This is a genomic window from Mycobacterium sp., from assembly GCF_004298145.1.
GTDB lineage: Bacteria > Actinomycetota > Actinomycetes > Mycobacteriales > Mycobacteriaceae > Mycobacterium.
Genome location: NZ_SCRH01000038.1, coordinates 182,583 through 208,502, shown reverse-complemented (window position 1 = coordinate 208,502; position 25,920 = coordinate 182,583). Strand labels below are relative to the sequence as shown.

Genomic DNA, 25,920 nt, shown 5'->3' with positions numbered 1-25,920 from the left:
CCCCGCGAGAGCGGGCGCTGCCGTTCGTGCCGTGGCGGCCTCGGCGGCCCGCCGGCCCCGACCAGACATCGACGGCCTCCTTCCCACGACGACATTGTCAGGGTGACAACCCGGTGCCGTAGGGCACAAAGGCCTTAGGGGTCCGCCGCCTGCTCGGCGGGGTCCAAAGACCCGTGGCGGCAGGCATTGCGGCACTTGCGCCGCAAACCCATGACTGATCGACTGAGCTGGGATGCCTGTGACCGTCAACGAGCCTGGCTTTGCCCTCGACGAGCAACGAGATTTCCGGGGCGGGAAGGAAGATTTCATGGTGTACGACGCGGCCGGCCGTCAGATCGCGCGGGTACGGCCTTGGGTCGAACCGGTTTTGGTGGCAGGCACGGTGGGCGCCTTGGCCGCCGGGGGGATCGCGTGGCTGGGCGACTGGCGCGGGGTGGCCGATGGCTGCTGGATCGCCGGCACGGTGATCGCCGTCGTGCCGGCCACGGTGTGGGTGGTGTCGGCATTGCGCCGGCGACGCGGCGGCGTCGATCTCATTGCGCTGATGTCGCTGATCGGCTGTCTGCTGGTTCACGAGTACCTTGCCGGCGCACTGATCGCCGTGATGTTGACGGGTGGCCGCGCGCTGGACGCGGCGGCCGAACGCCGTGCCTCACACGATCTGAGGGCTCTCCTTCAGCGTGCGCCGCGCTTCGCTCGCCGACGGGTGGGAACGCAGGTCAGCGTGATTCCGCTGGGGGAGGTGGCTGTCGGTGATGTGTTGGTGGTCGGCCCCGGCGAGGTGGTGCCGGTCGATGGGCGGATCACCGACGTCATAGCCGTGCTGGATGAGTCGGTGCTTACCGGCGAACCGCTGCAGGTCGAGCGTGGCGTTGGTGAACCGGTCCGCAGCGGTGTCATCAACGCCGGCGGTGCTTTTGAACTGGGCGCCACCGCAACCGCCGCCGAGAGCACGTACGCAGGCATCGTCGGTTTGGCTCAGCAAGCCTGCGCAGAGAATGCTCCGATCGTGCGGCTGGCCGACCGCTACGCGGCCTGGTTCCTGCCGCTGGCGCTGCTGCTTGCCGCAACTGCCTGGCTGGTCAGCGGATCGGCGGTGCGGGCGGTCGCGGTGCTGGTGGTGGCTACGCCGTGCCCGTTGCTGCTGGCTGCACCGGTCGCAATCGTCTCCGGTTTGTCCCGGGCATCCCGTGCCGGCGTCGTCATCCGGGGCGGTGGCGTATTGGAGAACCTCGGTCACGCGACAACGTTGGTGATGGACAAGACCGGAACCATGACGATGGGACGGCCGGTGGTCGTCGATGTGTTGGCCACCCCCGACGACGATGCGACTTCGATACTGCGGCTGGCCGCTTCGGCGGACCAGCTTTCGCCGCACGTGCTGGCGGAGGCCATCGTCACCGAGGCCCTGCGCCGGGGTCTGGAGCTGTCGCTGCCTACCGACGTCGTCGAACAGCCGGGTCGTGGTGTGGCAGCGACCGTCGGCGGGAGTCGCGTCACCGTCGGCAAACTACCGGATGACGCGCTGACCGGCGCGTGGGCACGAACGGTGCTCAATCGCGCACGCCTCGACAGCGCAGCCATCGCCTGGGTCTGCATCAAAAACCGGCCGGCGGGTGCGATTTTGTTACGTGACCCGCTGCGCCGCCAGGCGCCGCGCACTGTGCGGCGGTTGCGCGAGGCCGGGCTGAATCGGTTGATCATGCTCACCGGTGACCGACCCGAGCCGACCCGCGAAATCGCCGCGATCTTGGGGCTGGACGAGGTGTACGCGGAGCAGACCCCGGCCGACAAGTTCGCTGCGGTGCGCGCCGAAAGCGGTCGCGCGGTGACGGTCATGGTGGGCGACGGCGTCAATGATGCTCCCGCGTTAGCCGCAGCCACCGTCGGTGTGGCGATGGGCGCGCGTGGCGCGACCGCGTCCTCTGAGGCCGCCGACGTCGTGCTGACCACGGATCGCATCGACCGACTCGCTGACGCGATGGACATCGCCCGCTGGTCTCGGCGCATTGCCGTGCAGAGCGCGGTTATCGGCATGGGACTGTCCCTGACGGCCATGGTGGTTGCCACACTGGGCTGGCTGCCGCCAGCCCCGGGCGCGTTGCTACAGGAAGGTATTGACGTCGCGGTGATCCTCAATGCGCTGCGAGCACTGCGGGGCAGCCCTGGCGCGGAGGAGCCTTTGACCGCCGGCACCGAAGAGATGCTGCACCGCTTCGCCGCCGAACACGAGGAGCTACGCGATACCCTCGGCCTACTGCGCGACAGCGCGGATCGACTGGTTGCCGGCCCGGATCTCACAGACTTGGAATCCCTGACCGCCGCGCATGCTCTGCTGGTCGAACGGATTCTGCCCCATGAACACGCCGAGGAAAGTCAGCTCTACCCGGCGCTGGCGCGCCCTCTGGGCAGCGAAGCCACCGCGACCATGAGTCGTACCCACGCCGAGATTCAGCGTCTCTCCGATCGCATCGCCACGCATCTAGCCCTCGCGCAGGCGGCCGGAGCGATCCAGCCCGATCAGGTCGATGACCTACTCGCGTGCCTCTACGGTCTCTACACGCTCCTGCGGCTGCACTTCCTCCAGGAGGAAGAAAGCTACTTCGTTCTCGCGGAGGACGATCCCGAACCTACCCAAAAGCGCTGAGCGGCAACAACATCAGGCGAGGCCAACTGAGGTGGGGACCATTTACGATCATCGGCTCGGGTCGGTGGGGAACTCGTGGGCCGAAGTGCCCTCGGTGTTGGGACTCGGGTCTGGCGAGAAGGATGACCGCCCGCGCGATCGGTAATCAGCTGCCGGTGGATGTCGCCGCTGCTGTCGCCGCGTAGGTTGCCCGCGACCTGCTGTGATCCCCGGATTAGTGGCACAAAGTCCCTGGCAGGTCGGGACATGATCCCCTCGCGCAGCCGGTGCGAACAGACGAGCATTGACATGACCACACGACGGAAGGGCCCAGTGAAATGAGCAAGCATTTTCCCGATGAGGGCACCATTCGGACGGTACTGGCTCTGGGGTCTCGCGCCCCGTCCGTGCACAACACCCAACCGTGGCGATGGCTCGTGGGTCACGAAAGCCTGCATCTTTACTCTGATGATGACCGGCAACTGCCGAACACCGATCCCGATGGCCGCGACCTGATTTTGAGCTGTGGTGCGGTGCTCAATCACTGCGTCGTCGCTTTCGCGGCGGTGGGGTGGCAGGCCAAGGTGACCCGATTCCCTAACCCGGCCGAACCCAGTCACCTTGCCGCGATCGAATTGTCGCGCTCCACTGCGGATCCCGTTGATATCGCGCTCGCCGCGGCGATACCGCGGCGGCGAACCGACCGGCGCCACTACAATTCCTGGCCGGTACCCGTAGGCGACATCGGGCTGATGGCCGCCCGGGCTGCCCGCAATGGAGTGATGCTATGCCAAGTCGAAGACACCGATAAACTGCACGAGATCGTGACCCAATCGGTCTGGGATCACATGAATCACGATTACCTTACCGAGCTCGCCGCGTGGAGCGGCCGCCACGCGTCGGTGACCGGAGTTCCGGCGCGGAATACGCCACAATCCGATCCCACCGCAAAAATTCCGGGCCGCCTGTTCGCCGGCCCTGCGCTGATGATGCCACCGGGATCGTCTGCTGCCGAAGACAACGCGGTGCTGCTTGCGCTTGGGACCCGCAGCGACGACAGGCTGGCCCGGCTACGAGCCGGCGAGGCCACCAGCATCGTCTTGTTGACCGCGACATCGATGGGCCTGGCCAGTTGCCCGGTCACCGAACCCTTGGAAGTTGCCGACACACGGGAGGCGGTGCGCACCGAGATCTTCGGCGCCTGCAGCTATCCGCAGATGTTGCTTCGGGTCGGCTGGTCGCCGATCAACGCCGACCCACTCCCGTCGACGCCGCGACGCGAACTCTCCGATTTCGTCGAATGGGTGGTCGACCGCGAACCCATCACGGCAAAGTAGTTTGCGCTCTGCGCAGGACTTCGGATGACGGAGTGGTGGACACCGGCGATATCAGTGAGGCGTCGTAGCCATTGGGGCTCAGGGGAGTTGTGATGGAGACCTTCATGTTAGATCCACGTTGCTGGCGGATCGCCCGCGTCTTCGGTCGCAATCCGCTGCTCCGTCGCGCCGATCGAATCGAAGCCGTGGTGGTGTTGATCGCACTCGTCGTCTCGCTGGTCGCGCTCCCCGTAGCCGGTGTCGCAGGCACCGTGGTTTACGGGGCGCGTCACAGTCAGTACGTGCGGGAAGCGAGCCAGCGACATGCGGTAGTGGCAACGGTCACCGCCACCGGAATCGATAGTGTGGATCATTCTGTCGTACAAGCGAGTTGGCCGGTCGCAGGCGGCGACCGCAATGGCTTGATCGGTCTCATCACCGCAACCAAAGTGGGTCAGCACGTCCGAATCTGGATCGACGACGGTGGTAATCCGGTGGACCCGCCAACTCCGGCTTGGCGAGCGCTGACCGGCGCGCTGGGAACCTCCCTGACGATAGTGCTGGCGCTGGGTCTCGCCACGGCGTCATTTGTCACCGGCATCCGTTCGCGGCTCGATCGCGCACGCGACGCTCAGTGGGAACACGAGATCAGGAGCCTCCAGGACGATGGCGGCCGGGCAAACCAGCGTTGACATCTTTCTGGACATAAACGTCTATGCACAGCTGCGGGTCGAGCGGATGATGGGTCAATGAGCGGAAACGCCGACAACCCCGGTACCGCGATGTTGAACGCCGCTGGCCTGCAACGCCTTGTCGAGGTGCTGATCGAACGAGGTTACCGCGTGGTCGGTCCGACCCTGCGGGACAACGCAATCGTGCTGGCCGAACTCGACTCGGCGGACGATCTGCCCCGGGGGTGGGGCGTCGATGTGGGTCCGGGGCACTACCGGGTCCGCCGTCGCGACGACGACGCGGCGTTCGGACACTCGGCTGGTCCGCAGTCCTGGAAGCAATTTCTCCACCCACCACGGCAGCGCTTGTGGTCCGGTACCCGGGACGGGCCGGGCGAAGCGGAATCCGAAGAAGACACCCCCCGGTACGCATTCCTGGGAGTGCGTGGGTGTGACCTGGCAGCGATTGCCACGCTCGACCGCGTACTGGGGCGTTCTTCCTATCCCGACGGGTCGTTTGTCGCCCGTCGTCGACAAGCGTTCGTGATCGCGGTGAACTGCACGGAACCGGGTGGACTCTGCTTCTGCACATCGATGGGCACCGGACCCGCGGTCGGCCCGGGCTACGACCTGGCCCTCACGGAACGCCTTGCGGGCGACACGCCCTCGTACCTCGTCGACGTGGGCAGTCCGGAGGGCGCCGACGTGCTCGCGGGTATCCCGCATCGTGTCGCCGGTGGCAACGAAATCGATGCGGCGCGTGCCGATGTCGAGGCCGCTTCACATCGAATGGGCCGCCAGATGCCGCAGGCGGATTTGCGGGACTTGCTCGTCCGCTCTCGCGAGTCCCCGCAATGGGATGAGGTGGCCAGTCGCTGCCTGACGTGCGGTAACTGCACAATGGTGTGCCCCACGTGTTTTTGCACCAGCACCGAAGACGTCAGCGATCTCACCGGCGAGCACGCCGAGCGCTGGCGCCACTGGGCGTCGTGTTTCGAGTTCGATTTCACCTACATTCACGGCGGGGGCAGTGTTCGCCAGTCGGGCGCATCGCGCTATCGGCATTGGCTGACCCACAAATTGGGCACCTGGCACGATCAGTTCGGCATGTCGGGCTGTGTCGGCTGTGGGCGATGCATTGCGTGGTGCCCCACCGGTATTGACATCACTGCAGAGATGAACAAGATGGCCGGCGATGATTGACGGGGCGAACGGCACCGCTCTGGCGTCGGCCATGGCGCCGGTCCCGTATCGCGTAGGCACCCGGGAGGTGGAGAGTCCGGATTCAGTCACGTTGACCCTGGTCCCGGTGGGTGAAGCGCTACGGTCTCCGCAACCCGGGGAATTCATGATGCTCTACGCGTTCGGGGTGGGCGAAGTCGCGATTTCGATCAGCGGCGATCCCACCGTCACTGACGGGTCGATCACCCACACGGTTCGCGCGGTCGGCGCCGTCAGCCGAGCCCTACACGACGCCGGGCCGGGAACCGTTGTCGGGGTGCGGGGCCCGTTCGGCACCACATGGGGGTTGGACGAAGCAGGCGATCGCGATTTGATCATGGTCGCCGGCGGCGTCGGCTTGTGTCCATTGCGGCCGGCAGTGCTCGGCGCGTTGGCGCGGCGGGCGCGCTACGGCAGGATCACGCTCATAGTCGGCGCGCGGTCCCGGGCCGACTTCGTGTTCGCCGCCCAGCTGGAGAAGTGGGCCGAAGAACCGCAGATCGATTTGCATTTGATCGTCGATGCCGCGACACCCGGCTGGACCGGCGAGGTCGGGTTGGTCACCGCCCCGTTGAGCCGACTGGAACTGAATGCCGATCGCACCACGGCGTTCCTGTGCGGCCCGGAGCCGATGCTGCGCTTCGGTGCGGAGGCCCTGCTCGCGAAAGGCCTAGCGGCGCAGGATATTCGCGTGTCATTGGAACGCAACATGCAATGTGGAATTGGTTGGTGCGGGCACTGTCAGCTGGGGCCGCTGCTGTTGTGCCGCGACGGACCCGTGGTCGGTTACGACATTGCCGGCCCCCTGCTGCAGGTCAAGGAGCTCTAAATGCGCAGACCCACGCTGGCAGTGTGGAAGTTCGCCTCCTGCGACGGTTGTCAGCTGACCCTGCTGGACTGCGAGGACGAGTTGCTTACCCTGGCTGACCAGGTCGAGATCGCCACCTTCGCCGAAGCTTCGAGCGCAACCGTCAGCGGGCCTTACGACGTGTCCCTGGTCGAAGGTTCGATCACCACCGGCCGCGATGCGCAGCGGATTCACGAGATTCGGGACCAATCGAAGGTGCTGGTCACCATCGGCGCATGTGCAACGGCAGGGGGAGTGCAGGCGCTGCGCAACTTTGCCGACATCGCCGAGTTCACGTCCGTCGTGTACGCGAAGCCCGAATACATCGATACGTTGGCCACCTCTACGCCGGCGTCGGAGCACGTCACGGTCGACTACCAGCTGCCCGGATGCCCGATAGACCGTGGACAGCTGCTCGATACCCTTGCGGCGCTTCTCATTGGCCGCAAACCACGGCTGCCGGCCAAGACGGTGTGTACGGAATGCAAACTCCGCGGGGTGACGTGCGTTCTGGTTGCCGACGGGATCCCGTGTCTGGGGCCTGTCACCCACGCGGGCTGCGGAGCCCTCTGTCCGCGCCATCACCGCGGGTGCTACGGCTGCTTCGGCCCGTCGGCGATCCCGCGGACGGCGACGCTGATCCCGCTGCTGCGCCGTGATGGAATGTCCGACGGCGATGTCGACCGGGTGTTCTCGACGTTCAATGTCGTACCGTTTTCCGCCGAGCGTGACAAGCAATGACGCCGGACGCTCGCACACTGAGCGTCGGCGCGCTCACTCGGGTGGAAGGTGAAGGCGCACTGCACATCATCTTCAGGGACGAGGTGCTACACAGCGTTCAACTCAACATCTATGAGCCGCCGAGATTTTTCGAAGCCTTCCTGCGCGGCCGTGCATACACCGAGCCCCCGGACCTGACCGCGCGTGTCTGCGGAATATGCCCCGTTGCCTATCAGATCAGCGCCTGCAACGCGATCGAAGAAGCCTGCGGCGTTCATGTCGACGACGACCTGATTGCGCTGCGGCGGCTGCTGTATTGCGGTGAATGGATCAACAGTCACGCGCTGCACATTTATCTGCTGCACGCACCGGATTTCCTCGGCTACGCCGACATCATCGGCATGGCGCGCGATCATGCCGCGGCCGTGGAGCGTGGGCTGGCGCTGAAGAAGGCCGGCAACCGTTTGATGGAGTTCGTTGGTGGGCGGGCGATACATCCCGTCAACGTGCGCCTGGGCGGCTTCTATTCGGTGCCAACCAAACGGGATTTCACGCCGCTCGTCGAGCAACTGCGCATCGCGCTGGACAACGCGCTGGCTACGGTCGAGTGGGTTTCGGGATTCGAGTTTCCCGATCTCGAGCTTGACCATGAGTTCTTGGCGCTCACGGCGTCGGGCCGTTATCCCATCGAGAACGGCGAAATCGCGCGCAGTGCCGGCCCGGCGTTTCCGCCCGCCGAGTTCACCAGCCACGTCGCTGAGTCGCAGGTACCGTATTCGACCGCGTTGCATGCGACGCTGGACGGCGGCCGCTATTTGACCGGGCCGCTGGCGCGCTATTCGTTGAACTCGTCGACGCTGTCGCCCAGCGCTGCTCAGGCTGCGACGAGCGCCGGATTATCGACCGAATGTCGAAATCCGTTCCGGAGCATTATTGTTCGCGCCGTAGAAGTCGTCTATGCGATCGAAGAGGCGTTGCGGATCATCGAGGAGTATCAGCGTCCGTCACGCCCATGGGTCGACGTCCCGGCGCGCCCGGGCGTAGGACACGGCGTCAGCGAGGCACCGCGTGGCCTGCTGTATCACCGCTACCGGATCGACGACGATGGGCTGGTGGCGGCGGCCACCATCATTCCGCCCACCTCTCAGAATCAAGCGGCGATCGAGGCGGATCTGGCTCGCGTTGTTACGGACAATCTGTCTCTCGATGATGCCGCGCTGACCGCCCTGTGCGAAAAGACGATTCGCAGTTACGATCCGTGCATCTCGTGCTCGGCACACTTCTTGCGGCTGACGGTGCGGCGAGAATGACGGGCGAACCCGGAGGGGTCGTCATCATCGGCCTCGGAAATGACCTCCGGCGCGATGACGGAGTAGGCGTTGCCGCTGCGGCCGCACTCGATGCCCTCGCGATTCCGAACGTTGGTGTGAAAACCGGAATCGCGGACCCGATGAGTCTTCTCGAGGCGTGGACGGGTGCCGGGCTGACCGTGATCATCGACGCTGCGATCGTTGACCCGTCAACGCCCGGCCGCATCCGTCGCTGCGATTTGGCCGATGTGGCCACGCAACCCGAAGGATTGAGCTCGCACAGCCTCGATATCGGCCGAACGTACGCGCTGGGGCAAGCGCTTGGGCGTGTGCCCGGCGAGGTTGTGGTGTTCACTGTCGAGGTTCCGGATACTGGCCATGGCATCGGGATGACTCCGCAGGTCGCACGTGCCGTGCCGGGGGTGGTCGATATGGTGACAGCCGAGATCAACCACGCGCTGCCGGCGGGATGATCCCGGTTTCCCGCGCCGACTTCGGACGATTTATCTGCTGGCCACAGTTCGGACAGAATCGTTCCGCGGGGTGATGCTCAGCCCCACAATGCGCGCAGAAGTGAGTTTCGTCATCGTCCGACTGCTGGCCCGGTATCAGGCGAAGCGACTGTACGCCGCTAGTGTCGTCCGTGACGTAGTACGCCGATGTCTGCCCGGCAGGTGTAACCGCTTGTGTATCAGCCGATTCTGCGCTGACAGCGCCGAAGGCGGGCGGAGCGCCCGGGGCGGGTGCCATCTTGGACGTGGCGGCTGAGGTAACGGGCGCCCGATGCATCCTGAGGATCAGGAAGGTCAGGCCGGCGCTCGCGCCGACCACCGATACAAAGCTGATCACGATGTACCACAACAGAACTGCGCCGCTGAGCCGTGACGTATCTCCGTACTGCTGGCGCAGATTGACCGCGCTGGACTTGAGATCGTCCAGGGCGGGGTAGCCGGGGGACAGCGCCAGCGCCTGGTCGAATTCGCCGATCGCCTCGGTGTAGCGACCTGCATAGAAGTTCCTCAGCCCTTTTCGATATGACAGGTCAGCGGGCCCGAGCATCGGCTTGACGCCCTTAGCGGCCAACAGTGCGGCCAGGCCGTCGGCAGGTGCAATGAAGTTGAATGACTGCGTTTCACCGGCGGGGGCGAAGCTGTTCACGCCAACCACCTTGCCGTTGAGCCCGATTGTGGGGCCACCGCTCATGCCCTCCGTCATTGCGGCGTCGATCTCGTACTCGGGACTCGGTCCCACGATCGACTTCTTGCTGACCTGGCCGCTCTTGTAAGTCGGGTCTAGCGAAGGGCCGGTGATGTTTTGGGTACTTTCGGGGAAACCCACCGCGAGAATGGACGTACCGATGGTGACGTCGGCGTCGGTTCCGAGTTCGGAGGACGGCAGGTTGCGCTGGGCTACCTTGAGGACAGCAACGTCGCCCTCCCCGAGGGGACGGAAATCGACGACGCTGGCGGGCAGCTTCGCGGCGAGCTTGGTGCCCGTGCCGGACATCAGCTTGAAACTCACGTGCGGACCTTGCCCGGCCGCGTCACCTTCCACTATCGCGTTCTTTTGAAGCCATTCGAAGGCCGCTGCGGGTTCGTGCGACTCGGGGGCATCCGGGTACTGACTTCGGTATTCGCTGGCGGCCCGCTTGAGTATGAGTAGCTTGGCGCTCGCCGGATCGACACAGTGGCCTGCGGTCGCCACCCATCCATCGGGATTGACGACGAAAGCCGTGCAGTCCCAGGTGGCCAGGAAAGGCATGCTGGACCCGCGGCCGAATTGAGACAGGATCTCGCCATTGGGCAGCCGCACCAGTCCATACCCTTCACCGGCGAGATACATGACTGATGGCCGTATCAGGGCCGCGGCCCGTTCCTCCGGTTTGGCTTGCTGACGCCCGCCGTCGGCGAACGCCATACCCGGCGGCACGGCTGACAGCATCAGCGCGGTCACAAACAAAACCACCAGCCCTCGAAACCAACGGGCGAATCCAGGCACGACTCCCGCCGTACGTCGGCGAGAGCCGGGTTTTTGGGCCCGCTCCGCATCCGATACGCGGTGGGCCAATGGACAAGCCGTTGATCCATTCATGGCCGGCGCTGCCCGATCTCGCCCTGCGCCCCACGCGACTGCTCAGCCACGGCGGCTCCCTTCGGTCGGGGAAGTGTCGCATTGACAACATCCATTTGAGCGGTTTGCCGGATCGGTTGATAGGGACCGAAGTCCCGACCGGAGAGGACCTCCGTTCGTTATGTTCCGCACAGGCCCACAGAAGACGCATCGAAGCCGTCGACCTTTTACCGGTTGGGAAGCCGAGCTACGGGTGCCGAAAGATGTCCCCGTGTGGGCCGGAATCATCTGTCTGGCAGTCATCTTCATCCGATCGCCCGAGCGCGACTCGCGATGCCGCAAATCGTGGTGATAATGCGAGGCGTCGAAAAATTGGTTCGGTGACCTACGGCACTAGCGCGTCCGGTCGAGCGTGTGCAGAGATTAGGTGTACCCCACAAAGGAGGAGCCGATGATTGAGGTATTGCCCGACATGCCGCAGGGAGTGACCGGTATCCGTGTCTCGGGCCGGCTGCGCGGTGACGAACTGCGTGACGTCAGACCCGCCATCGAGGAGTCGCTGAAAACCGGCGAGATCAGAATCGTGGAGGTCATCGATTCCGATTACGAGGGCTTCGGGCCGGGCGGCCTGGTCGAGGATCTCAAGCTGGGCCTGGGCACTGTCTTACCGCACCATTCGGCGTTCCGGCGAATCGCGGTCGTATCCGACAAGGAATGGATCGCGCATACGCTGCATGCGCTGGCGTGGATGGTCCCCGGCGAGCTCGCCGTGTTCGGGCTCGACGACCTCGAGCGGGCCAAACAGTGGGCTGCCGGTGCAGGACCGTCCTCCTGAGTCAGCCGAAAACCTCGGCGCGCCAGAGGATCTTCGGCCATGCAAGGCGGTGACGTGATGCCTTCCGCCTGGCGATACACGTGCATGATTCGACCGAAGTAGGAAAGGAAAAGCGCATGAAGGCAAAAGTCGGTGACTGGCTGGTGATCAAGGGCACTACGGTCGAGCAACACGACCAGCGGGGACTGATCACCGAAGTTCACTCATCAGATGGTGCACCACCGTATGTGGTGCGATGGCTCGCCAACGGCCACGAGGCTACCGTCTTTCCGGGCCCGGACGCCATCGTCGTTACCGCCGCAGAACAGGCGAACGCCGACAAGCGCGCCCAAGATCGTTTCGGTGCGATACAAGCAGTTATCTCCCGTAAGGGCAGGTTCGCCGATTAGGGCACGCCGGCCATGAATGGCAACGAGGTGGCCCGGGCTCTTGCGGATTTGGCGGATCAGTTGTTCGCCATGACATCAGCAGATATAGAAGCCGGCACGCACGAGCAGGTCGCAGGCCGGCACCGCTGAATATGGTTGAAAAGCGTAACCGTACCCTCGCTGGCGATGACTTTCGGCTCTACAACATGGATTTGGGAAAGCGTAGCAATGAATCATGAGACAGCGAGCTGATTTACCCTCCGTTCTCGACGTCGAAGTGACGACGCGTGGCCAGCTGGAAGATGCCGTGGACTATGCCCGGGCAAAGATCGGCGAGCTTGGCCCGCTTACCCACAAACCAGTGTTGCGTGCCGTCGTCAAATTGAGCGAGCACACCGATCGGGCTGTGCCCCGTCGGGTGATCGCGCAGGCGAACCTCGACGTCAATGGGCGACTGATCCGTGCTCAGGTGGAAGCTACCACCGCACGGGAGGCAATCGATCTCCTGCAGGCACGTCTGCGCCACCGCCTGGAGCGCGGCGCCGAACACTGGGAGGCCAAGCGAGGTGGCATTCCGAGGGCCGACGGAGGTGAATGGCGGCACGAATCCGAGACCTACGATCGGCCGAAGTATTTTCCCCGGCCCGAGGGCGAACGCCGAATCATGCGGCATAAGTCCTACAGCCTGCCGACCTGCACGGTCGAGGAAGCAGCGTTGGAGATGGAGTCGCTCGACTACGACTTTCACCTCTTCACGGAAACGGGGACGAAGCAGGATAGCGTGCTGTATTTCGGTAAGGCCGGGGAATACCGTCTCGCACAAGTCAATCCGGAACATGCGGATGAGCTGGCGCCATTCGAGCTGCCGCTGACCATCAGCGCGCAGCGGGCTCCCGCGCTCAGCGTCGCGCAGGCAGTCGAGCGATTAGGACTGCTCGGCCTGCCGTTCCTGTTTTTCCTCGACACCTCGCGGGGCCGTGGCAGCGTGCTGTACGACCGCTACGACGGGCACTACGGCCTCATCACGCCGGCGCGCTGAGCGAGTCGCCGTCGCTTGTTCTTTTCGGCCGCTCCGCATGACTTCACCGTGCGATTCACGGCGCAGTCAGAGACTTTTCGCTTCCGGAGTCGTAGAGGGCCGACAGCCGGTCCGAGAACCTTTCGATGACCACTTTGCGCCGCAGCTTCATACTCGGGGTCAGGTCGCCGGCTTCGATAGAAAGTTCGCGGTCGGCGATCGCGAAGTCTTTGATCTGTTCCCACCGGTTCAGTTCCGAGTTCAGCACGTCGAGGTATCCAGCGATCATCGCGTGAGTCTTCTCGTCGCGGGCGATCTCGGCGAAGGACTTGCCCGCGAGGCCGTTCTTGCCGGCCCACTCGGTAATCGCCTCGGCGTCAAGGCCGATCAGCGCCACGCAGTACGGCTTGCCCTCCCCGTAGACGAGGAATTCGCTCACATACGGACAAAGGCCCTTGAATCTCGCGTCGATCGCCGACGGCGCCACGTACTTGCCTTGCGACGTTTTGAACATGTCCTTTTTGCGGTCGGTGATTCGCAGAAAGCCGTCGGCGTCGATTTCCCCGACGTCGCCGGTGCGGAACCATCCGTCCGGGGCGAGTGCCTCGGCGGTGGCGTCGGGCAGATCGTGATAAGCGGTCATCAAACCCGGCCCCCTGAGCAAGATTTCGCCGTCGTCGGCGATCTTGGCCTCGGTGGCCGGAAACGGCCGGCCGACCGTTCCGAATCGGTAGGCGTTGGGGCGGTTGATGAATGACGCGGCGGCCGTCTCGGTCAGACCGTAGCCCTCGAGCACGACGATGCCGACGGCGTCGAACCACTGCGCGACATCGCGGTCGAGGGCGGCGGCCGCGGACACGAAGAACCGTAACCGCCCGCCGAATCGCTCCCGGATGGTGGAAAAGACCAACCGGTCGGCCACCCGGTAGGCCAGCGATGATGCCCACGAGGGCTGCTTCCCCGCTTGTCGGGCCGCCGAGACCTTCAGGCCCACCGCGATCGACCAGTCGAACATCTTCTTGCGGAACCCGCCCTGCTCGGCGACCATCTCCTGGACGCGAGCGTGGGCTTTCTCGAATATGCGTGGCGCAGCACCCATGATGGTGGGACGCAAGGTCGCGAGGTTGTCGACGATCCTTTCTACCCGGCCATCGATGGCGGTGGGGAAGCCGATCTGCAGCGGCAGCGCCAGCATGACCTTGCCGAAGGCGTGCGCCAACGGCAGCCACAAGAAGTTCAGGTCCTCGGGGCCGAGGATGCCGAGCGCGTCAATGGCCGCCGCGGTATACGTCCACGCACCGTGGGTCAGCCGTACGCCCTTCGGGCGTCCGGTGGTACCGGAGGTGTAGATCAGGCTGGCGAGCTGCTCAGGACCGACGGCCGCGACACGCTTCGTGACGGCATCGGGTGAGTCGGCGAGCAATTGCTTGCCCAGTCGTTCGAGTTCACCAAGGGTGATCACCCAGTCGCCGTCACCGTTGCCGTCGATCATCACCACCTTGGCCACGTCCGGCAGCTCGGCCCGGTGTGCGAGCAGTTTGTCGAGCTGGGTCCGGTTCTCGGCGACCACCACGCGGCTTCCCGAATTCGCGAGGATGTATGCGGTGTCGCGGTCGTTGGTCGTCGGGTAGACCGTAGTGGTGGCCGCGCCGGCGCACATCACGGCGAAGTCGACGAGTACCCACTCGTAGCGCGTCGACGAAACGAGGGCGATCCGATCCTCCGGTGCGATCCCCAGCGCGATCAGACCACCGGCGATCGCGCAGACACGTTCGTCGACCTGCTGCCAGGTCACGCTCTCCCAGGTGTCGTCCTGCGGGTAACGAAAGGCCTCGGCGTTCGGAGTGGCAGCGACCCGGTTGAGGAACATGCGGGCCACCGACGGCGCGCGATTCTCGATCTTGGCGAAGTCTGGTTTCTCGGTCGGAATGCGAAGTGCCTTCATGGTGTCAATCCGTGGGTGCCGAATCGGGGTCCGCTCGTGCGGGCATGTGTTGGTGCATCGATCGTGCCGCTTTCCGCAGGCCGAGCGTAGGGGCGAAAGTCACGCGGAGATCGGCGAACGTCCCTGCGTTCGACCGCCGCGACCACAAGTGACCAAGGCCCCGGCCGGTTGTGTCTTTGCGCCCTTACCGGAGGGACGACAGCGCGTGCAGCATCGGAGTGTAGTCGCCGGGATCGCCGAAAAGAGTTGAGCAATGAAGTCCCTCATCATCTGCACCTCCAAGTCGCACGGCAATACGCGCCTGGTGGCCGATCGGATGGCCGCGGTGCTGGACGCCGAGGTCGTCGCACCCGAGTCGGTCGACCCTGCAACGCTGCGCCAGTACGACCTGATCGGCTTCGGGTCCGGCATCTATTACATGAGCGTGGACGCGAGGCTGCAGAACCTGATTCGCCACTTACCCGCCGTCGACCACATCCGGGCGTTTACTTTTTTCACCAGTGGGGCGCGCGAGGTTCCCTTGTTGAGGTACAACAAGCTGGTTCGGAAACGCCTCGAAGCGAAGGGCTTTGAGGTAATCGGCTCATTTTCGTGCCGCGGGTTTGACACGGTGGGGCCGTTCGGGTTCATCGGCGGCATCAACCGGGGGCGGCCCGACGACCACGATCTTGAACGAGCCGCGGCGTTCGCGCGACGCCTCCGCAAGCGGGTTGAGGACAACCCCGGTCCGTCAAAGGGCTTTCGTGACTCCGGCCGGGCCGGAACATCTTTGAACGCCTGATATGAGGTCCTGACACCCTTCTGGGTGGTGAGTCGGGCCGGTACACGACGGCTGACCTAACGGAGGATTGCATCCATCGTGCGCTGACGGCATCGCGGATGCAGAACTCGCCATATGGCGTGGCGACCCGAGGGCGTGGCGTCCTCGGGTCGCCCGGATTTCCGGTGGTCGATTCACGCGGCCCGCGGCAGATCCGGGGTTGCAGCCGCAGCCTGACGCGCCGGCCGGCTTGGTGCCGGAGCCCAGCCCACATAGGTTAGATACAGTCCAATCAATCCCATGACGACCAGGCTGCTCATCCACCAGCCCGTTCCGCTCACCGCTGAGTTGGCCGCCGAGATGTAGGTGTGGGGAAAGGCCATCAGGAATAACCCCTTGAGCGCTGTCAACCAACCGAGCACAGAGACGATGACCGCTGCGGTGCCGCGCCAGGATTGGTGCAGCGCGACGACGACCAAACCGCTCAGCAGGACGAACGCTCCACTCACCCAGGGCCACGCCGAGTTCGCGTCGAATTGCGAAAGCAACGTCCGCATGTCGGAGGCGCGTCCCGCTGCAGTGGCGGTGACAATCACGAGGAACGGGCCGATCACGCGGGCGAACATGCGTGTCCGGCCTTGGGATTGTTGTGAAGAATTCATAGCTGGACCTCCGTCTGGAGTTCGATATCCTTCAGATGACAGTGCATCACTGTCATCTCTGGGATGGATTGAATCCCATGAACTAATCCGATCCGTCGACCGCAGTCGCGCAATAGGGACCGAAGTCCCAGGTATTCGGGGTATTCGTCCACTGCACAGCACCACACGACCAGATCGCCGTTGTCGTGCCGCGGAACGCCGACGGCCTACGGTGCCCAGGGCCGCAGGTTCACGACGGCGGAGATGACGAATGACCCGCCAGCTCAGGGACTTCGGTCCCTATCGACGCGGTGGCACGGAATGCTGGGATCAAACGGTACAGCTGAACGAACCAGGCCGCCCACACACCCAACACGAAGGCTGCGATGGCAGAGAACCACGTTCACGAACGAGGGGCGATGACCCAGCCGCACGCGACTTTGTCGGTCGTGGTGGGCATTGACGGGTCAGATGCGGCCATCGCGGCGGCGTTATGGGCCACCGACGAGGCCATCGTCCGAGATGTGCCGCTGCGGCTGATCCACGCCGCCGACTCCACCACAACCCCGTCCGGGCCGGGCGAAGATTTTAGGCGCCATCTCGCCCGCGCCGAACCGCTGCTGCGCGCCGCCGAAGCGGCGGTCGCCGCCACCGGCAAGACCGTCAAAGTCGAAACCGGTGTTGTTACCGCGGGACCACGGGCTGGCCTGATCAGCGAATCACACACAGCCCAGATGGTGTGCGTTGGCTCACTTGGCATCCCACGCGTCGGCCATGTGCTGGGATCCACCGCCGCCGCGCTGGCCAACACCGCGTTTTGTCCGGTGGCCATCATCCGTCCCGAGCCCACAACGTCGGCACCCGAGGGGGGTTGGATCGCTGTCAGCGTCGACGGCTCCCCGGACAGCGACGTGATCCTTGAAACAGGGTTCTGTGAAGCCAGGTTGCGCGACGCCCCGCTGTTGGCGCTCGGAGTCGGCGCGGCCGCCGTGGGCGGCGACCGGCTGCAGCGCCGCCTCGATCCTTGGCGTCCCCGATTCCCGCAGGTGCAGGTGCAGGCCGTCCCCGCGCTCGGCGGTGTCGCCGAATTCATCGTCGGTAGCGCAGAACCCGTTCAGTTGGCCGTCATCGGTAGTGGCCAGGTCGCCCCACTGACGCGGTTCGATCCCGATGCGGCCGCATCGGTCGCCGATTTGTGCTCGCTGCTGGTAGTGCGGAGCTAACTGGTAGTGCGGAGCTAAACCGCGCTGAGCGGCCTAGACGCGCAGAAGAGCGCGTGGGCCCCCGCGCGATCACCGGAAGCTACATGCAGGGAAGAGTCGGCCTGCTTGGCCGCTACTCTTGGTCGTCGATGGCGTAAACCTCGTCGTCGATGATGTGAATCGCGGCTTCCTCGGCCGATGCTGCGCCTCCGCTGATACCGACGTCCTCGGCGACCAACTCTGCCTCGGTGTCTTCGCCAAATCCCTGGCCCGGCGCCACAAGCCGGCCGGCTCGCGCCCGGCCAACCTCGCGTCGCTGGGGGAATTCGGCTTCGCGCTCGGCTTCATCGGAACGTTGCCGCTCGGATTCATCGAGCAGGACATCGATTCGCGCGGCCGGATCCGGCTCTTCCTCCGCGAGCATTTGGTTCATTGTTTCGGAGGGCTCAAACGCACCAGGCCCATACGGTCGCTGGGGTGGTGAGTAGCCCTCGTCGAGCATGTCGTCTGTACCGCGGTCGATGAGGGTGTCCGCCGGCTGAAGTTGATTGTCGTCCTCGACGCTGTATTCGCCTGCGGCAGGGCCGGCCTCATGGTGAGTGCTCATGATGGTGTGCTCCTGAGTCGTGGCGGTGCCGCCGCATTTTCCGCGTGCGCAGTCCAACCATAAAGATGACGATGTCGTCCGGCTAGGGCCGTTCGTCCCTTTGAGTCGACGACAGTGGACCGACGAAGAGCTGTGCGATTCGCGCCAAGGCGAGCTGTTCGGCCAGATTGCGCCGGGTCGGGGCGATCGCACCTTGGCCACGTTGCTGCTCAACGGTTTTGACTGTTCCTCACGTTGCGGTCAGTCGCTGCCGGCCGATACTGCTGTCGGAGAACGTGCCGGCTCGTGAGCCGATTTCGGCACGACGTTTTCTCAATGGCGTTAACTGACCTTGGAAGACGCGGACAATGATGTCCGTGAAAGTGAGGCTAGGGAAGGGAGAAGCCATGGCCGCCGACCCGCAGTGCGCCCGCTGCAAGCAGCCCATCGGACCGGGATGGCTTTACCTGGTTGCGCATCGCCGTGGCCAGGCCGAGACACTCGACGACGAGGCGGTGCTGATTCACGTGCCCGACGAATGCCCGCGGCCGGGAGAGCACGTTCCTCCGAGCTAGGTGACTGCGGTCTCCTGATATCGACTACGGCCCCACAACGTTTCGTCGTTGCTCTAGGGATTTGCTGTCCCAGCGACTCGGCTGAGGGGATCGACGAACCAGTCGGCGCCGCAAAGGACTTTCGTGACTCTGGTTGGGCCGTAAGGCCCTAATGGGCGGCCGCCAGCAGCGTTAACGTGCCCTCATGGCCGCTATCCCCGCCGGTAACGACCGGCAGCGTCCGGGGCCCCGTAATTGGGTTGACGTGGCTGCCAGTGGCGTGGGCGGCGCTATCAAGCCGTTCACGCACACCGGTCAGTACATCGCCGAGTCGTGGCGCGATTACCGTGGTCGTGGGTCGGACGAACTGCCGATCGCCCGGCCCACCGTCGCGCTGGCTGCACAGGCATTCCGCGATGAGGTCGTCCTCATGGGCTTGAAGGCGCGCCGCCCGGTCACTCGACCTGAGGCGTTCGATCACATCACCGACGAAGTGGTCGCGGGGCTCAAGTTCTACGGCGGTCGAGGGTGGCTGGAAGCGCCCACCGAATTTTTTGCCGAACCTCCCTTTCTTTCAGACGTCACTGTTCGCCAGGTCAAGGGATCCAGACGTTCCTTCTATCGCCTCTCCTATGACAGTGGGTACCTGCCGCATCCCGGCGAACCTGGTGGGCGTCGGTGGCAAACCTACACAGGGAATAACCGTGAGTACGCACTTTTGCTGCGTCATCCAGAACCGCGTCCCTGGCTCGTGTGTGTGCATGGCACCGAGATGGGCCGGGCCGCACTGGATCTCGCGCTCTTTCGCTCCTGGAAGCTGCATGATGAGCTTGGATTGAACGTCGTCATGCCCGTCCTTCCGATGCACGGCCCGCGGGCCCATGGCCTTCCCAAGGGTCGGGTCTTTCCGGGAGAAAACCTTCTCGACGACGTGCATGCGACGGCTCAGGCGGTCTGGGATATCAGGCGACTGTTGTCCTGGATCCGCTTGCAGGAGCCGGACTCGCTCATCGGATTGAACAGTCTTTCGCTCGGCGGCTATATCGCCGCGCTGGTGTCCAGCCTTGAGAGCGGCCTGACCTGCGCGATCCTCGGCGTTCCGGTGGCAGACCTGGTGGGGCTGCTGGGTCATCATTCCGGCCTGAGTCACGACGACCCGCGACGTCGCACGATGAAGTTGGCCGAACCCATAGGGCGGATGGTGTCGCCGCTGTCGCTCACTCCACTTGTGCCCATGGAGGGGCGTTTCATCTATGCCGGCGTCGCTGACCGCGTCGTGCACCCACGCGAACAGGTGACCCGCCTGTGGGAACACTGGGGTAAGCCGGAGATCGTCTGGTACCCCGGCGGGCACACCGGGTTCTTCCGGTCGCAGCCAGTGCAGCGGTTCGTGTGGGCGGCTCTACGGCAGTCGGGACTCCTCAACGGACCAGCGGCACACCGCGACAAGTCCGCGTAGAGCCGAGGACAGGGTGAATCCGCTGAACCCACTGGATGCCGCGATGATGACCGCGGAGTTGGTGTCCAGCCCCATGCATGTCGGTGCCGTGCTGCTACTTTCACCGCCCGTGGATGCGGGGCCGGACTATGTCGACCGGTTGTATCGCGAAGCGCTCGCCGGTGACGACGCGATCGACCCGAGACTTCGCCGGTATCCACATCGGGGAGTTGATACCGGCGGCCTATGGGTCTGGCGCGATGTCGATACGGTCGACCTGAGTCGACATTACCAGCGCCGCACGGTGTCTGGAGGTCTTGACAAGTTCTGGCGGCTGATCGGCGAGCTGGATGCGGAGCGCCTCGACCGGTCACACCCGATGTGGATGTCGTATCTGATCGACGGCCTTGACGACGGCAGATTCGCCTTCTACGTGAAGGTGCACCACACTCTCATCGATGGTGTCGCCGGTTTCCAGATGATCGCCGACGTACTGACCAGCAACCCGAAGCGCCGGTCAATGCCACCTTTCCATGTGGACTGCGGCCGCGGATTCGCCCCGCCGATGTCATCGACCGGGTTGTTGCGTCGTGTGGTCGCGCCGATTCGGTCGATGGCCGAAGCAGCGGCGTCGAGCGCCGGCCTGATCGAGCGGGTCATCACCGGCGAGCTGTCGACGGCGATCGCAAGCCTGGTCAGGCACACGACCGTGCTGCCGCTGGGGGCGCCGTACACACGCTTCAATGGCCGTCTCGGGCCCATGCGAGCGGTCTGCGCGGGCAGCTGGGCGAAGAGCCGTATTCGGGCAGTGCAACTGGCCGCCGGGGTGAGCGGCAACGACGTGGTCAATGCCGTGCTGGCCTCCGTTCTGCGCCGGTGGCTGAGTGATCGCCAGGAACTGCCCAAGCAGTCGCTGGTGGCAATCTGTCCGATCACAGTCCGCGATCGGACTCACCCTCACACAGTAAATGAGGCTTATGGCAACAGGTTCGGGCTGTGGCTCTGCCCACTGGGCACCAATGTGGATGATCCGGTCGCGCGGCTGGCTCTGATCCATCGCTCGATGTCGGAAGGGAAAGACTGGGTGACAAAACGCGGATCGGCGGCATCGCTGCTGACAACGGCGGGAAGTATTGCCGCGACAGTCGTCTTCCCGATGCTGCCGTTGGCGCCGAAATTGCGAACCGGATACAACCTGCCGATTTCGCACGTTCCCGGGCCTCGCGACGAAATGTACTTCAACGGCGCCCACATCGAGGAGATATATCCGGTGTCAACCGTCTATGACGGTCAGACACTCAACATCACGACGTGCTCCTACGCCGACCGGATCGGAATCGGGTTCGTTGCGGGCGCCGACGTGATGGGTGACGTCGATGCCCTGATACCGCTGACCGAGCTGTACTTGACCGAACTGGAAACCGCCGTGGGCGTGCGCGGCTGATGCGATCAGCCGGGAGGCGCCTCATCGACACCCGGATACTCGGGACAGAGGGACTTTCGGCCGGCCGGACAGGGACTTTCGGCCGTTTTCGCTGCCCCACTGATGAGCGCGATCGGAGAACTCACCGGCTTCTTGACCCGCGAGTCCGATACCGCGCGGCGCACGCAGCCGCACGGACTTGCCGACGAAAACCTGGTCCGCACAACGACGCTGCATTGAACGCTGCACTGGTCCCCGGAAACCCCTGCGGGTGCGTCGGCCGGGCCAGATACCGTTCGGTTGGCCCGAGGTGCGGAGCCCATTGGCATGGCCGCAAGGACCATTGACCCTGTCGGAAAAGCGTGCGGTGCGAGCAGACTGGCGCCATGGGCAAGAAGACAGAACGTACCGCCGAAGCCGCCGTGTTGCTCGCGATCTTGTACGGAGCGCGGCGGTACTACCGCAATTGGGGTACGACGAAGTCCGAGTCCCGGATGCTGCTGCCGGGTGATGCGTTGGTAGCCGATCCGGCCATCCAGACCACGGAGGCCGTATACATTGACGCTCCCGTATCCGCGGTGTGGCCCTGGCTATTGCAGATGGGACAGGATCGCGGTGGGTTCTACGGTTGTGCCGGAATGAATCTGGACGGCCGCTGCGACGATGATTCCGAGCAGATCCACCCGCAATGGCAGCAACTGGAGGTGGGGGATCCGGTGCGGCTGGCGCCCGAGGGCTGGATGGGGTTGCCGGCCGGAGTGACGTTGACCGTTGCCGAGATCGTGCCCGAGAAATACCTGGTGCTCGATGCCACGCGGGAGGATCGGCGCTGGAATGCGGTGTGGTCGTTCCACCTCCAGCCCCACTGGGAGGACCGGGTCCGGCTACTCACCCGCACCAGGATCGGCTTGCGCCACCCCGGTGAGGTGTTCGTCATGGAACTCATCAGGCCGGCGATCGCCTTCGGCACTCGGGGTTTGTTGCTTGGAATCAAGCACCGGGCGGAGCGACTGGCCATCGCAGCACCTGCCGGCGCGCCGGCCGAGCAGTCACGGCCGGCGGATAATCTCCGTGATGCCGGCAACGGTCCCGGGCCCATTGGCCGCCGACGGGAGGTCCAACGGCCCTAGCGTCGGGATCAGCGTCGCCTTACTTTCGGCATCAGACGGGAATTTCACCCGGATCCGAGGAGGATGCGATGACCGCTGCGCGTGACATCATGAATTCCGGCGTGAGCTGCATGGGCGAGCACGAGACACTAAGCGCCGCAGCCCGACACATGCGTGAGCACGACATCGGCCGGCACCTGCCCAAGCATGCCGTTGTGCGGTTCGTCAAGGCGATTGGCTCGCCTGCGGCCATCGCCGGCTGATCGCGCCGGAGGGCGGTCTCGCTCGGCGATCAAGAACAGCACGGACGCGAAAACAGCTATCGGACATCAATTTCGGAGGTTACGACATGCGTGACGCCATTCCACTAGGGCGGATTGCCGGGTTCGAAGTCAAGGTCCACTGGAGCGTCATAGTGATCCTGTGGTTGTTCACCTGGAGCTTGGCTACCGCGTTGCCCGGCACCGTCAAGGGATATTCGCGGCCGAGTTATTGGTTGGCAGGCGCCTGTGGCGCGGTGGTCCTGCTGGCCTCGCTGTTGGCCCACGAGCTGGCGCACGCGGTTGTCGCCCGCCGTATGGGAGTCCGCGTGGGCGACGTGACGCTATGGCTGTTCGGCGGTGTGACGACGTTGCACGGGGAGGCGAAAACGCCGAAGGCGGACTTCCGGATCGCGGCGGCGGGCCCGGCGACCAGTCTTGCCCTGTCTGCGGGATTCGCCGCGCTTGCCGTCGTGCTTCCCGCCCTGGGGGTGGGAGCCATCGCGGTGAGCGTGACGTGGTGGCTTGCCGTCATCAACCTCATGCTGGGCGTGTTCAATCTGCTGCCCGGCGCGCCGCTGGATGGCGGTCGATTGGTGCGCGCTTATTTATGGCGCCGCTCCGGCGACAGCGTGCGCGCCGCGGTCGGGGCGGCGCGTGCCGGGCGGGTCGTCGCAATCATCCTGATCGTGTTGGGATTGGCAGAGTTCTTGGTGGGCGGCCTGGTCGGCGGCGTCTGGCTGGCGTTCATCGGCTGGTTCATCTTCGCCGGCGCGCGGGAGGAAGAGCTGCAAGTGACGACCCGTCAGGCCCTGGCCGGGGTGCGCGTCGCCGACGCGATGACCGCGAACCCGCGTTCCGCGCCCGGCTGGCTTACGGTGGAGGAATTCATCGAGCGCTATCTGCTGGGCGCCCCTCACTCGGCATACCCGGTCGCCGACCGGGACGGATCGATCGTGGGGCTGGTCACGCTCAGACAGCTGCGCGATGTTGCGCCCGACCGGCGCTCCACGACCAGCGTGCGTGAGATCGCGCTGCCGCTGGAGCGCGTGCCGACCGCGGCGCCTCCCGAACCTCTCAGCGCGCTCATCGAGCGGTTGGCCACGGCCGGTCACTGCAGCCGTGCGCTGGTCATCGATGGTGGCAGGGTGGTCGGCATCGTCACGCCAAGCGATCTCGCACGACTGATCGACGTTTACCGGCTCGCCCACCCGGGGACAGGCGGCAGTGCACACCCTCAAGTCACGGAAAAGAACTCCGGCGCTGTGTGATTCACAATCGGATCGATACCGGGCGTCAGCGCTCGGATATGGTCACAGGCGTCGTGCGACACTGAGATCGACTGGGTCGTCGTGCGGATGACCGATACCCCCGACGACGAGAACGTCGTCAAACACGCCGCCGGGGAGGCGAATCTGCGCGGAGCGCCGGTGCCCATCCTGGGAGGCCGACCGGAGGACCTCACCGAGCATGCGGATGGCGCCTTCGAAGTGCTTGTCGTCCGCTGACCTAGGTCTGCGACGCGCGGGCCACGATCACCGGCACCCGCGCCGTCTGGGCGACGCTTTCGCCGACCGAACCCACCAGCATGTCGGCAAAGCCGCCACGCCCTCGGCTGCCTACCACCACCAGTTGGGCCCCTTCGGAGCGCTGTACGAGCTGGCGTGCCGGCTTGTCGCGCACGACAATACGATCAACCCGCACGTCGGGATAGCGTTCCTGCCAGCCGGCCAAACGCTCGGCCAATACCTCTTCGGCCATCGACTCCGTTGCCGGCCAATCGATTCCGGGCCAATCCGAGGTATCGGCATCGGCCCACGCGTGCAATGCGTGCAAACCCACGTTCCTGCGCGAGGCCTCGTCGAAGGCCATCGCGGTCGCCAACTCGGAAGCCGCCGACCCATCGATGCCGACCAGAACCGGTGCTTGGCTCGGATGGGGTGTGGACGGGTCCTCGTCGTGGACTATCGCCACCGGGCAATACGCGTAGCGGAGCAATCCGGAGCTCACCGAGCCCATGGGCAGGCCGGCCGACCGGCCGGCTCCACCATGCCCCATGACCACCAACTCTGCGTCCTTGGACAAATCGACAAGAGTCGGGACAGCGGCCGAGGACAAAACTTGGGTGTGCACTTCGGCGGGCCCGCCGCGACGCGACGCCGTTTCCACGATCTTGTACGCGTCGTTGAGGAGCCGGCGTCCGCGATCCTGCTGCCAGCGGGCCAGGCCCGCGGGTAACCACACCCGTGGCCAGGTGGCGATTTCGGGCGAGATCGCGTGCACCAGCGTCAGCGCAACTTTGCGGAGTTCCGCGTCGTGCGCCGCCCATTGCACCGCCGCCTTGGCGGCGGGTGATTCGTCGACGCCGACGACGATTCCCAACGACGCGCTTCGCGATGACATGGCCGAACCCCCGGGTCGTAGGTGCACTATCGGGCCGGTGCCAAACCCGCCGGGCCGCCCGCGCATAACCGTATCGAGCGTGGCGGACGGCTGTATCTCGAGCGTCCGGCGATTGCAGTCCTACCTCATGCGGCGCGCGGGATATCTGGAGTCGAGGTTTTCGCCCCTGTCGACGGGTGAACCGGCGCGGGCTTCCAGCCGACGTAGGTCAGATACAGCCCCACCAGGCCGACGAACACGGTGACACCGACCCACAAGGCGGTCATGCGGACTGCGGCATCGGCGGCTCCCATGAAGGCATGCGGGAACGCCATGAGAAACAGCGCGCGCAGCGCGAAGACCCAGCCCACCACCGACACGATGATCGCCGCGGCGCCTCGCCAGTACTGGTGAAGCCCCACGATGACCAGGGCAGCCAACAGCAGGAAACCGCCTGTCACCCACGGCAATGCGGAGTTGGCTTCGAAAGCCGACAGCAGCTGTCGCATGTCCGATGCGCGGGCCACGGTTGTTGTCGCGAAGATGACGAAGAACGGGCCGAGCACCCGGGCGAACAGTCGGGTGCGAAGCTCCGGTTGTTCTGTAGTAGTCATTTGT

27 protein-coding genes and 1 pseudogene are annotated in these 25,920 nt (G+C 64.8%); 22 read left to right on the top strand and 6 right to left on the bottom strand.

Annotated features, from left to right (window positions below):
• Positions 1-307: 307 nt before the first annotated feature.
• The 8 genes from EPN51_RS14670 to EPN51_RS14635 all read left to right on the top strand — a co-directional run bounded on the left by EPN51_RS14670 (position 308) and on the right by EPN51_RS14635 (position 9,184).
• On the top strand, positions 308-2,647 hold the full coding sequence (locus EPN51_RS14670; RefSeq protein WP_293044073.1) for a heavy metal translocating P-type ATPase: 2,340 nt from the start codon (positions 308-310) through the stop codon (positions 2,645-2,647).
• Positions 2,648-2,964: 317 nt separating this feature from the next.
• Positions 2,965-3,963, top strand: coding sequence for an NAD(P)H nitroreductase (locus EPN51_RS14665; RefSeq protein WP_293043773.1), 999 nt, complete (start codon positions 2,965-2,967; stop codon positions 3,961-3,963).
• Between the two features lie 92 nt (positions 3,964-4,055).
• Positions 4,056-4,634 carry a hypothetical protein gene (locus EPN51_RS14660; RefSeq protein WP_293044071.1) on the top strand — a complete coding sequence of 193 codons (579 nt, stop codon included), beginning with the start codon at positions 4,056-4,058 and terminating at the stop codon, positions 4,632-4,634.
• A 57-nt stretch (positions 4,635-4,691) separates the two neighbouring features.
• Positions 4,692-5,816, top strand: coding sequence for a 4Fe-4S dicluster domain-containing protein (locus tag EPN51_RS14655; RefSeq protein ID WP_293043771.1), 1,125 nt, complete (start codon positions 4,692-4,694; stop codon positions 5,814-5,816).
• Positions 5,809-6,663 (top strand): FAD/NAD(P)-binding protein, encoded by an 855-nt coding sequence (locus EPN51_RS14650; protein WP_293043769.1) that lies wholly within the window; start codon positions 5,809-5,811, stop codon positions 6,661-6,663. The genes EPN51_RS14655 and EPN51_RS14650 overlap by 8 nt, the downstream gene beginning before the upstream one ends.
• On the top strand, positions 6,664-7,422 hold the full coding sequence (locus EPN51_RS14645) for an oxidoreductase (protein ID WP_293043767.1): 759 nt from the start codon (positions 6,664-6,666) through the stop codon (positions 7,420-7,422).
• Positions 7,419-8,711: a Ni/Fe hydrogenase subunit alpha gene (locus tag EPN51_RS14640; RefSeq protein WP_293043765.1), complete on the top strand. Its 1,293-nt coding sequence runs from the start codon at positions 7,419-7,421 to the stop codon at positions 8,709-8,711. Before EPN51_RS14645 ends, EPN51_RS14640 begins: the two co-directional genes overlap by 4 nt.
• On the top strand, positions 8,708-9,184 hold the full coding sequence (locus tag EPN51_RS14635; protein WP_293043763.1) for a hydrogenase maturation protease: 477 nt from the start codon (positions 8,708-8,710) through the stop codon (positions 9,182-9,184). The genes EPN51_RS14640 and EPN51_RS14635 overlap by 4 nt, the downstream gene beginning before the upstream one ends.
• Here the strand turns inward: EPN51_RS14635 and EPN51_RS14630 are convergent.
• Entirely contained in the window at positions 9,159-10,664 is a 1,506-nt protein-coding gene (locus EPN51_RS14630) for a trypsin-like peptidase domain-containing protein (RefSeq protein ID WP_293043761.1), read from the bottom strand. The genes EPN51_RS14635 and EPN51_RS14630 overlap by 26 nt on opposite strands.
• Positions 10,665-11,232: 568 nt before the next feature.
• On the opposite strand from EPN51_RS14630, the gene EPN51_RS14625 reads away from it, so the two are divergent.
• The 4 genes and pseudogenes from EPN51_RS14625 to EPN51_RS14610 all read left to right on the top strand — a co-directional run bounded on the left by EPN51_RS14625 (position 11,233) and on the right by EPN51_RS14610 (position 13,023).
• The gene (locus tag EPN51_RS14625; protein WP_293043759.1) at positions 11,233-11,616 is read left to right on the top strand and encodes an STAS/SEC14 domain-containing protein; all 384 of its coding nucleotides are present in this window, start codon (positions 11,233-11,235) and stop codon (positions 11,614-11,616) included.
• A 116-nt stretch (positions 11,617-11,732) separates the two neighbouring features.
• Positions 11,733-12,005, top strand: a complete 273-nt coding sequence (locus EPN51_RS14620) for a DUF1918 domain-containing protein (protein ID WP_293044069.1) — start codon at positions 11,733-11,735, stop codon at positions 12,003-12,005.
• Positions 12,006-12,023: 18 nt separating this feature from the next.
• Positions 12,024-12,134, top strand: a pseudogene (locus EPN51_RS14615) (dsRBD fold-containing protein); the annotation flags it as partial.
• Positions 12,135-12,219: 85 nt separating this feature from the next.
• Entirely contained in the window at positions 12,220-13,023 is an 804-nt protein-coding gene (locus tag EPN51_RS14610) for an HPF/RaiA family ribosome-associated protein (protein WP_293043755.1), read from the top strand.
• A gap of 55 nt (positions 13,024-13,078) precedes the next feature.
• On the opposite strand, the gene EPN51_RS14605 is transcribed toward EPN51_RS14610, so the two are convergent.
• A complete protein-coding gene (locus EPN51_RS14605; RefSeq protein WP_293043753.1) occupies positions 13,079-14,947 on the bottom strand; it encodes a long-chain fatty acid--CoA ligase in 1,869 nt (622 codons plus the stop codon).
• A gap of 253 nt (positions 14,948-15,200) precedes the next feature.
• Here EPN51_RS14605 and EPN51_RS14600 point away from each other — a divergent pair, with 253 nt between their 5' ends.
• A complete protein-coding gene (locus EPN51_RS14600) occupies positions 15,201-15,728 on the top strand; it encodes a flavodoxin family protein (RefSeq protein ID WP_293043751.1) in 528 nt (175 codons plus the stop codon).
• A 173-nt stretch (positions 15,729-15,901) separates the two neighbouring features.
• On the opposite strand, the gene EPN51_RS14595 is transcribed toward EPN51_RS14600, so the two are convergent.
• Positions 15,902-16,333 carry a hypothetical protein gene (locus EPN51_RS14595; RefSeq protein WP_293043749.1) on the bottom strand — a complete coding sequence of 144 codons (432 nt, stop codon included), beginning with the start codon at positions 16,331-16,333 and terminating at the stop codon, positions 15,902-15,904.
• A 434-nt stretch (positions 16,334-16,767) separates the two neighbouring features.
• Here EPN51_RS14595 and EPN51_RS14590 point away from each other — a divergent pair, with 434 nt between their 5' ends.
• The gene (locus tag EPN51_RS14590) at positions 16,768-17,571 is read left to right on the top strand and encodes a universal stress protein (RefSeq protein ID WP_293043747.1); all 804 of its coding nucleotides are present in this window, start codon (positions 16,768-16,770) and stop codon (positions 17,569-17,571) included.
• Between the two features lie 112 nt (positions 17,572-17,683).
• Here EPN51_RS14590 and EPN51_RS14585 read toward each other — a convergent pair whose 3' ends face one another.
• Positions 17,684-18,157 (bottom strand): DUF5709 domain-containing protein, encoded by a 474-nt coding sequence (locus EPN51_RS14585; RefSeq protein WP_293043745.1) that lies wholly within the window; start codon positions 18,155-18,157, stop codon positions 17,684-17,686.
• Between the two features lie 19 nt (positions 18,158-18,176).
• Between EPN51_RS14585 and EPN51_RS14580 the strand changes: the two genes are divergently transcribed.
• From EPN51_RS14580 to EPN51_RS14545, 8 genes are all read left to right on the top strand, one after another.
• Positions 18,177-18,446 carry a hypothetical protein gene (locus EPN51_RS14580; RefSeq protein ID WP_293043743.1) on the top strand — a complete coding sequence of 90 codons (270 nt, stop codon included), beginning with the start codon at positions 18,177-18,179 and terminating at the stop codon, positions 18,444-18,446.
• Positions 18,447-18,543: 97 nt separating this feature from the next.
• The gene (locus tag EPN51_RS14575) at positions 18,544-18,711 is read left to right on the top strand and encodes a hypothetical protein (RefSeq protein WP_293043741.1); all 168 of its coding nucleotides are present in this window, start codon (positions 18,544-18,546) and stop codon (positions 18,709-18,711) included.
• A 184-nt stretch (positions 18,712-18,895) separates the two neighbouring features.
• A complete protein-coding gene (locus EPN51_RS14570; protein WP_293043739.1) occupies positions 18,896-20,149 on the top strand; it encodes a hypothetical protein in 1,254 nt (417 codons plus the stop codon).
• A 13-nt stretch (positions 20,150-20,162) separates the two neighbouring features.
• Positions 20,163-21,572: a wax ester/triacylglycerol synthase family O-acyltransferase gene (locus tag EPN51_RS14565; RefSeq protein WP_293043737.1), complete on the top strand. Its 1,410-nt coding sequence runs from the start codon at positions 20,163-20,165 to the stop codon at positions 21,570-21,572.
• Positions 21,573-21,937: 365 nt separating this feature from the next.
• Positions 21,938-22,681, top strand: a complete 744-nt coding sequence (locus tag EPN51_RS14560; protein WP_293043735.1) for an SRPBCC family protein — start codon at positions 21,938-21,940, stop codon at positions 22,679-22,681.
• A 68-nt stretch (positions 22,682-22,749) separates the two neighbouring features.
• Entirely contained in the window at positions 22,750-22,923 is a 174-nt protein-coding gene (locus EPN51_RS14555) for a hypothetical protein (RefSeq protein ID WP_293043733.1), read from the top strand.
• 86 nt (positions 22,924-23,009) lie between these two features.
• Positions 23,010-24,191 (top strand): site-2 protease family protein, encoded by a 1,182-nt coding sequence (locus tag EPN51_RS14550; protein WP_293043732.1) that lies wholly within the window; start codon positions 23,010-23,012, stop codon positions 24,189-24,191.
• Between the two features lie 87 nt (positions 24,192-24,278).
• Positions 24,279-24,428, top strand: a complete 150-nt coding sequence (locus EPN51_RS14545; protein WP_293043730.1) for a hypothetical protein — start codon at positions 24,279-24,281, stop codon at positions 24,426-24,428.
• Between the two features lies 1 nt (position 24,429).
• Here the strand turns inward: EPN51_RS14545 and EPN51_RS14540 are convergent, their stop codons facing one another.
• Together EPN51_RS14540 and EPN51_RS14535 are read right to left on the bottom strand one after the other, a co-directional pair.
• Complete coding sequence (locus EPN51_RS14540) at positions 24,430-25,323, bottom strand: universal stress protein (RefSeq protein ID WP_293043728.1); 894 nt, start codon at positions 25,321-25,323, stop codon at positions 24,430-24,432.
• Between the two features lie 125 nt (positions 25,324-25,448).
• Complete coding sequence (locus tag EPN51_RS14535; protein ID WP_293044067.1) at positions 25,449-25,880, bottom strand: hypothetical protein; 432 nt, start codon at positions 25,878-25,880, stop codon at positions 25,449-25,451.
• Positions 25,881-25,920: the final 40 nt, after the last annotated feature.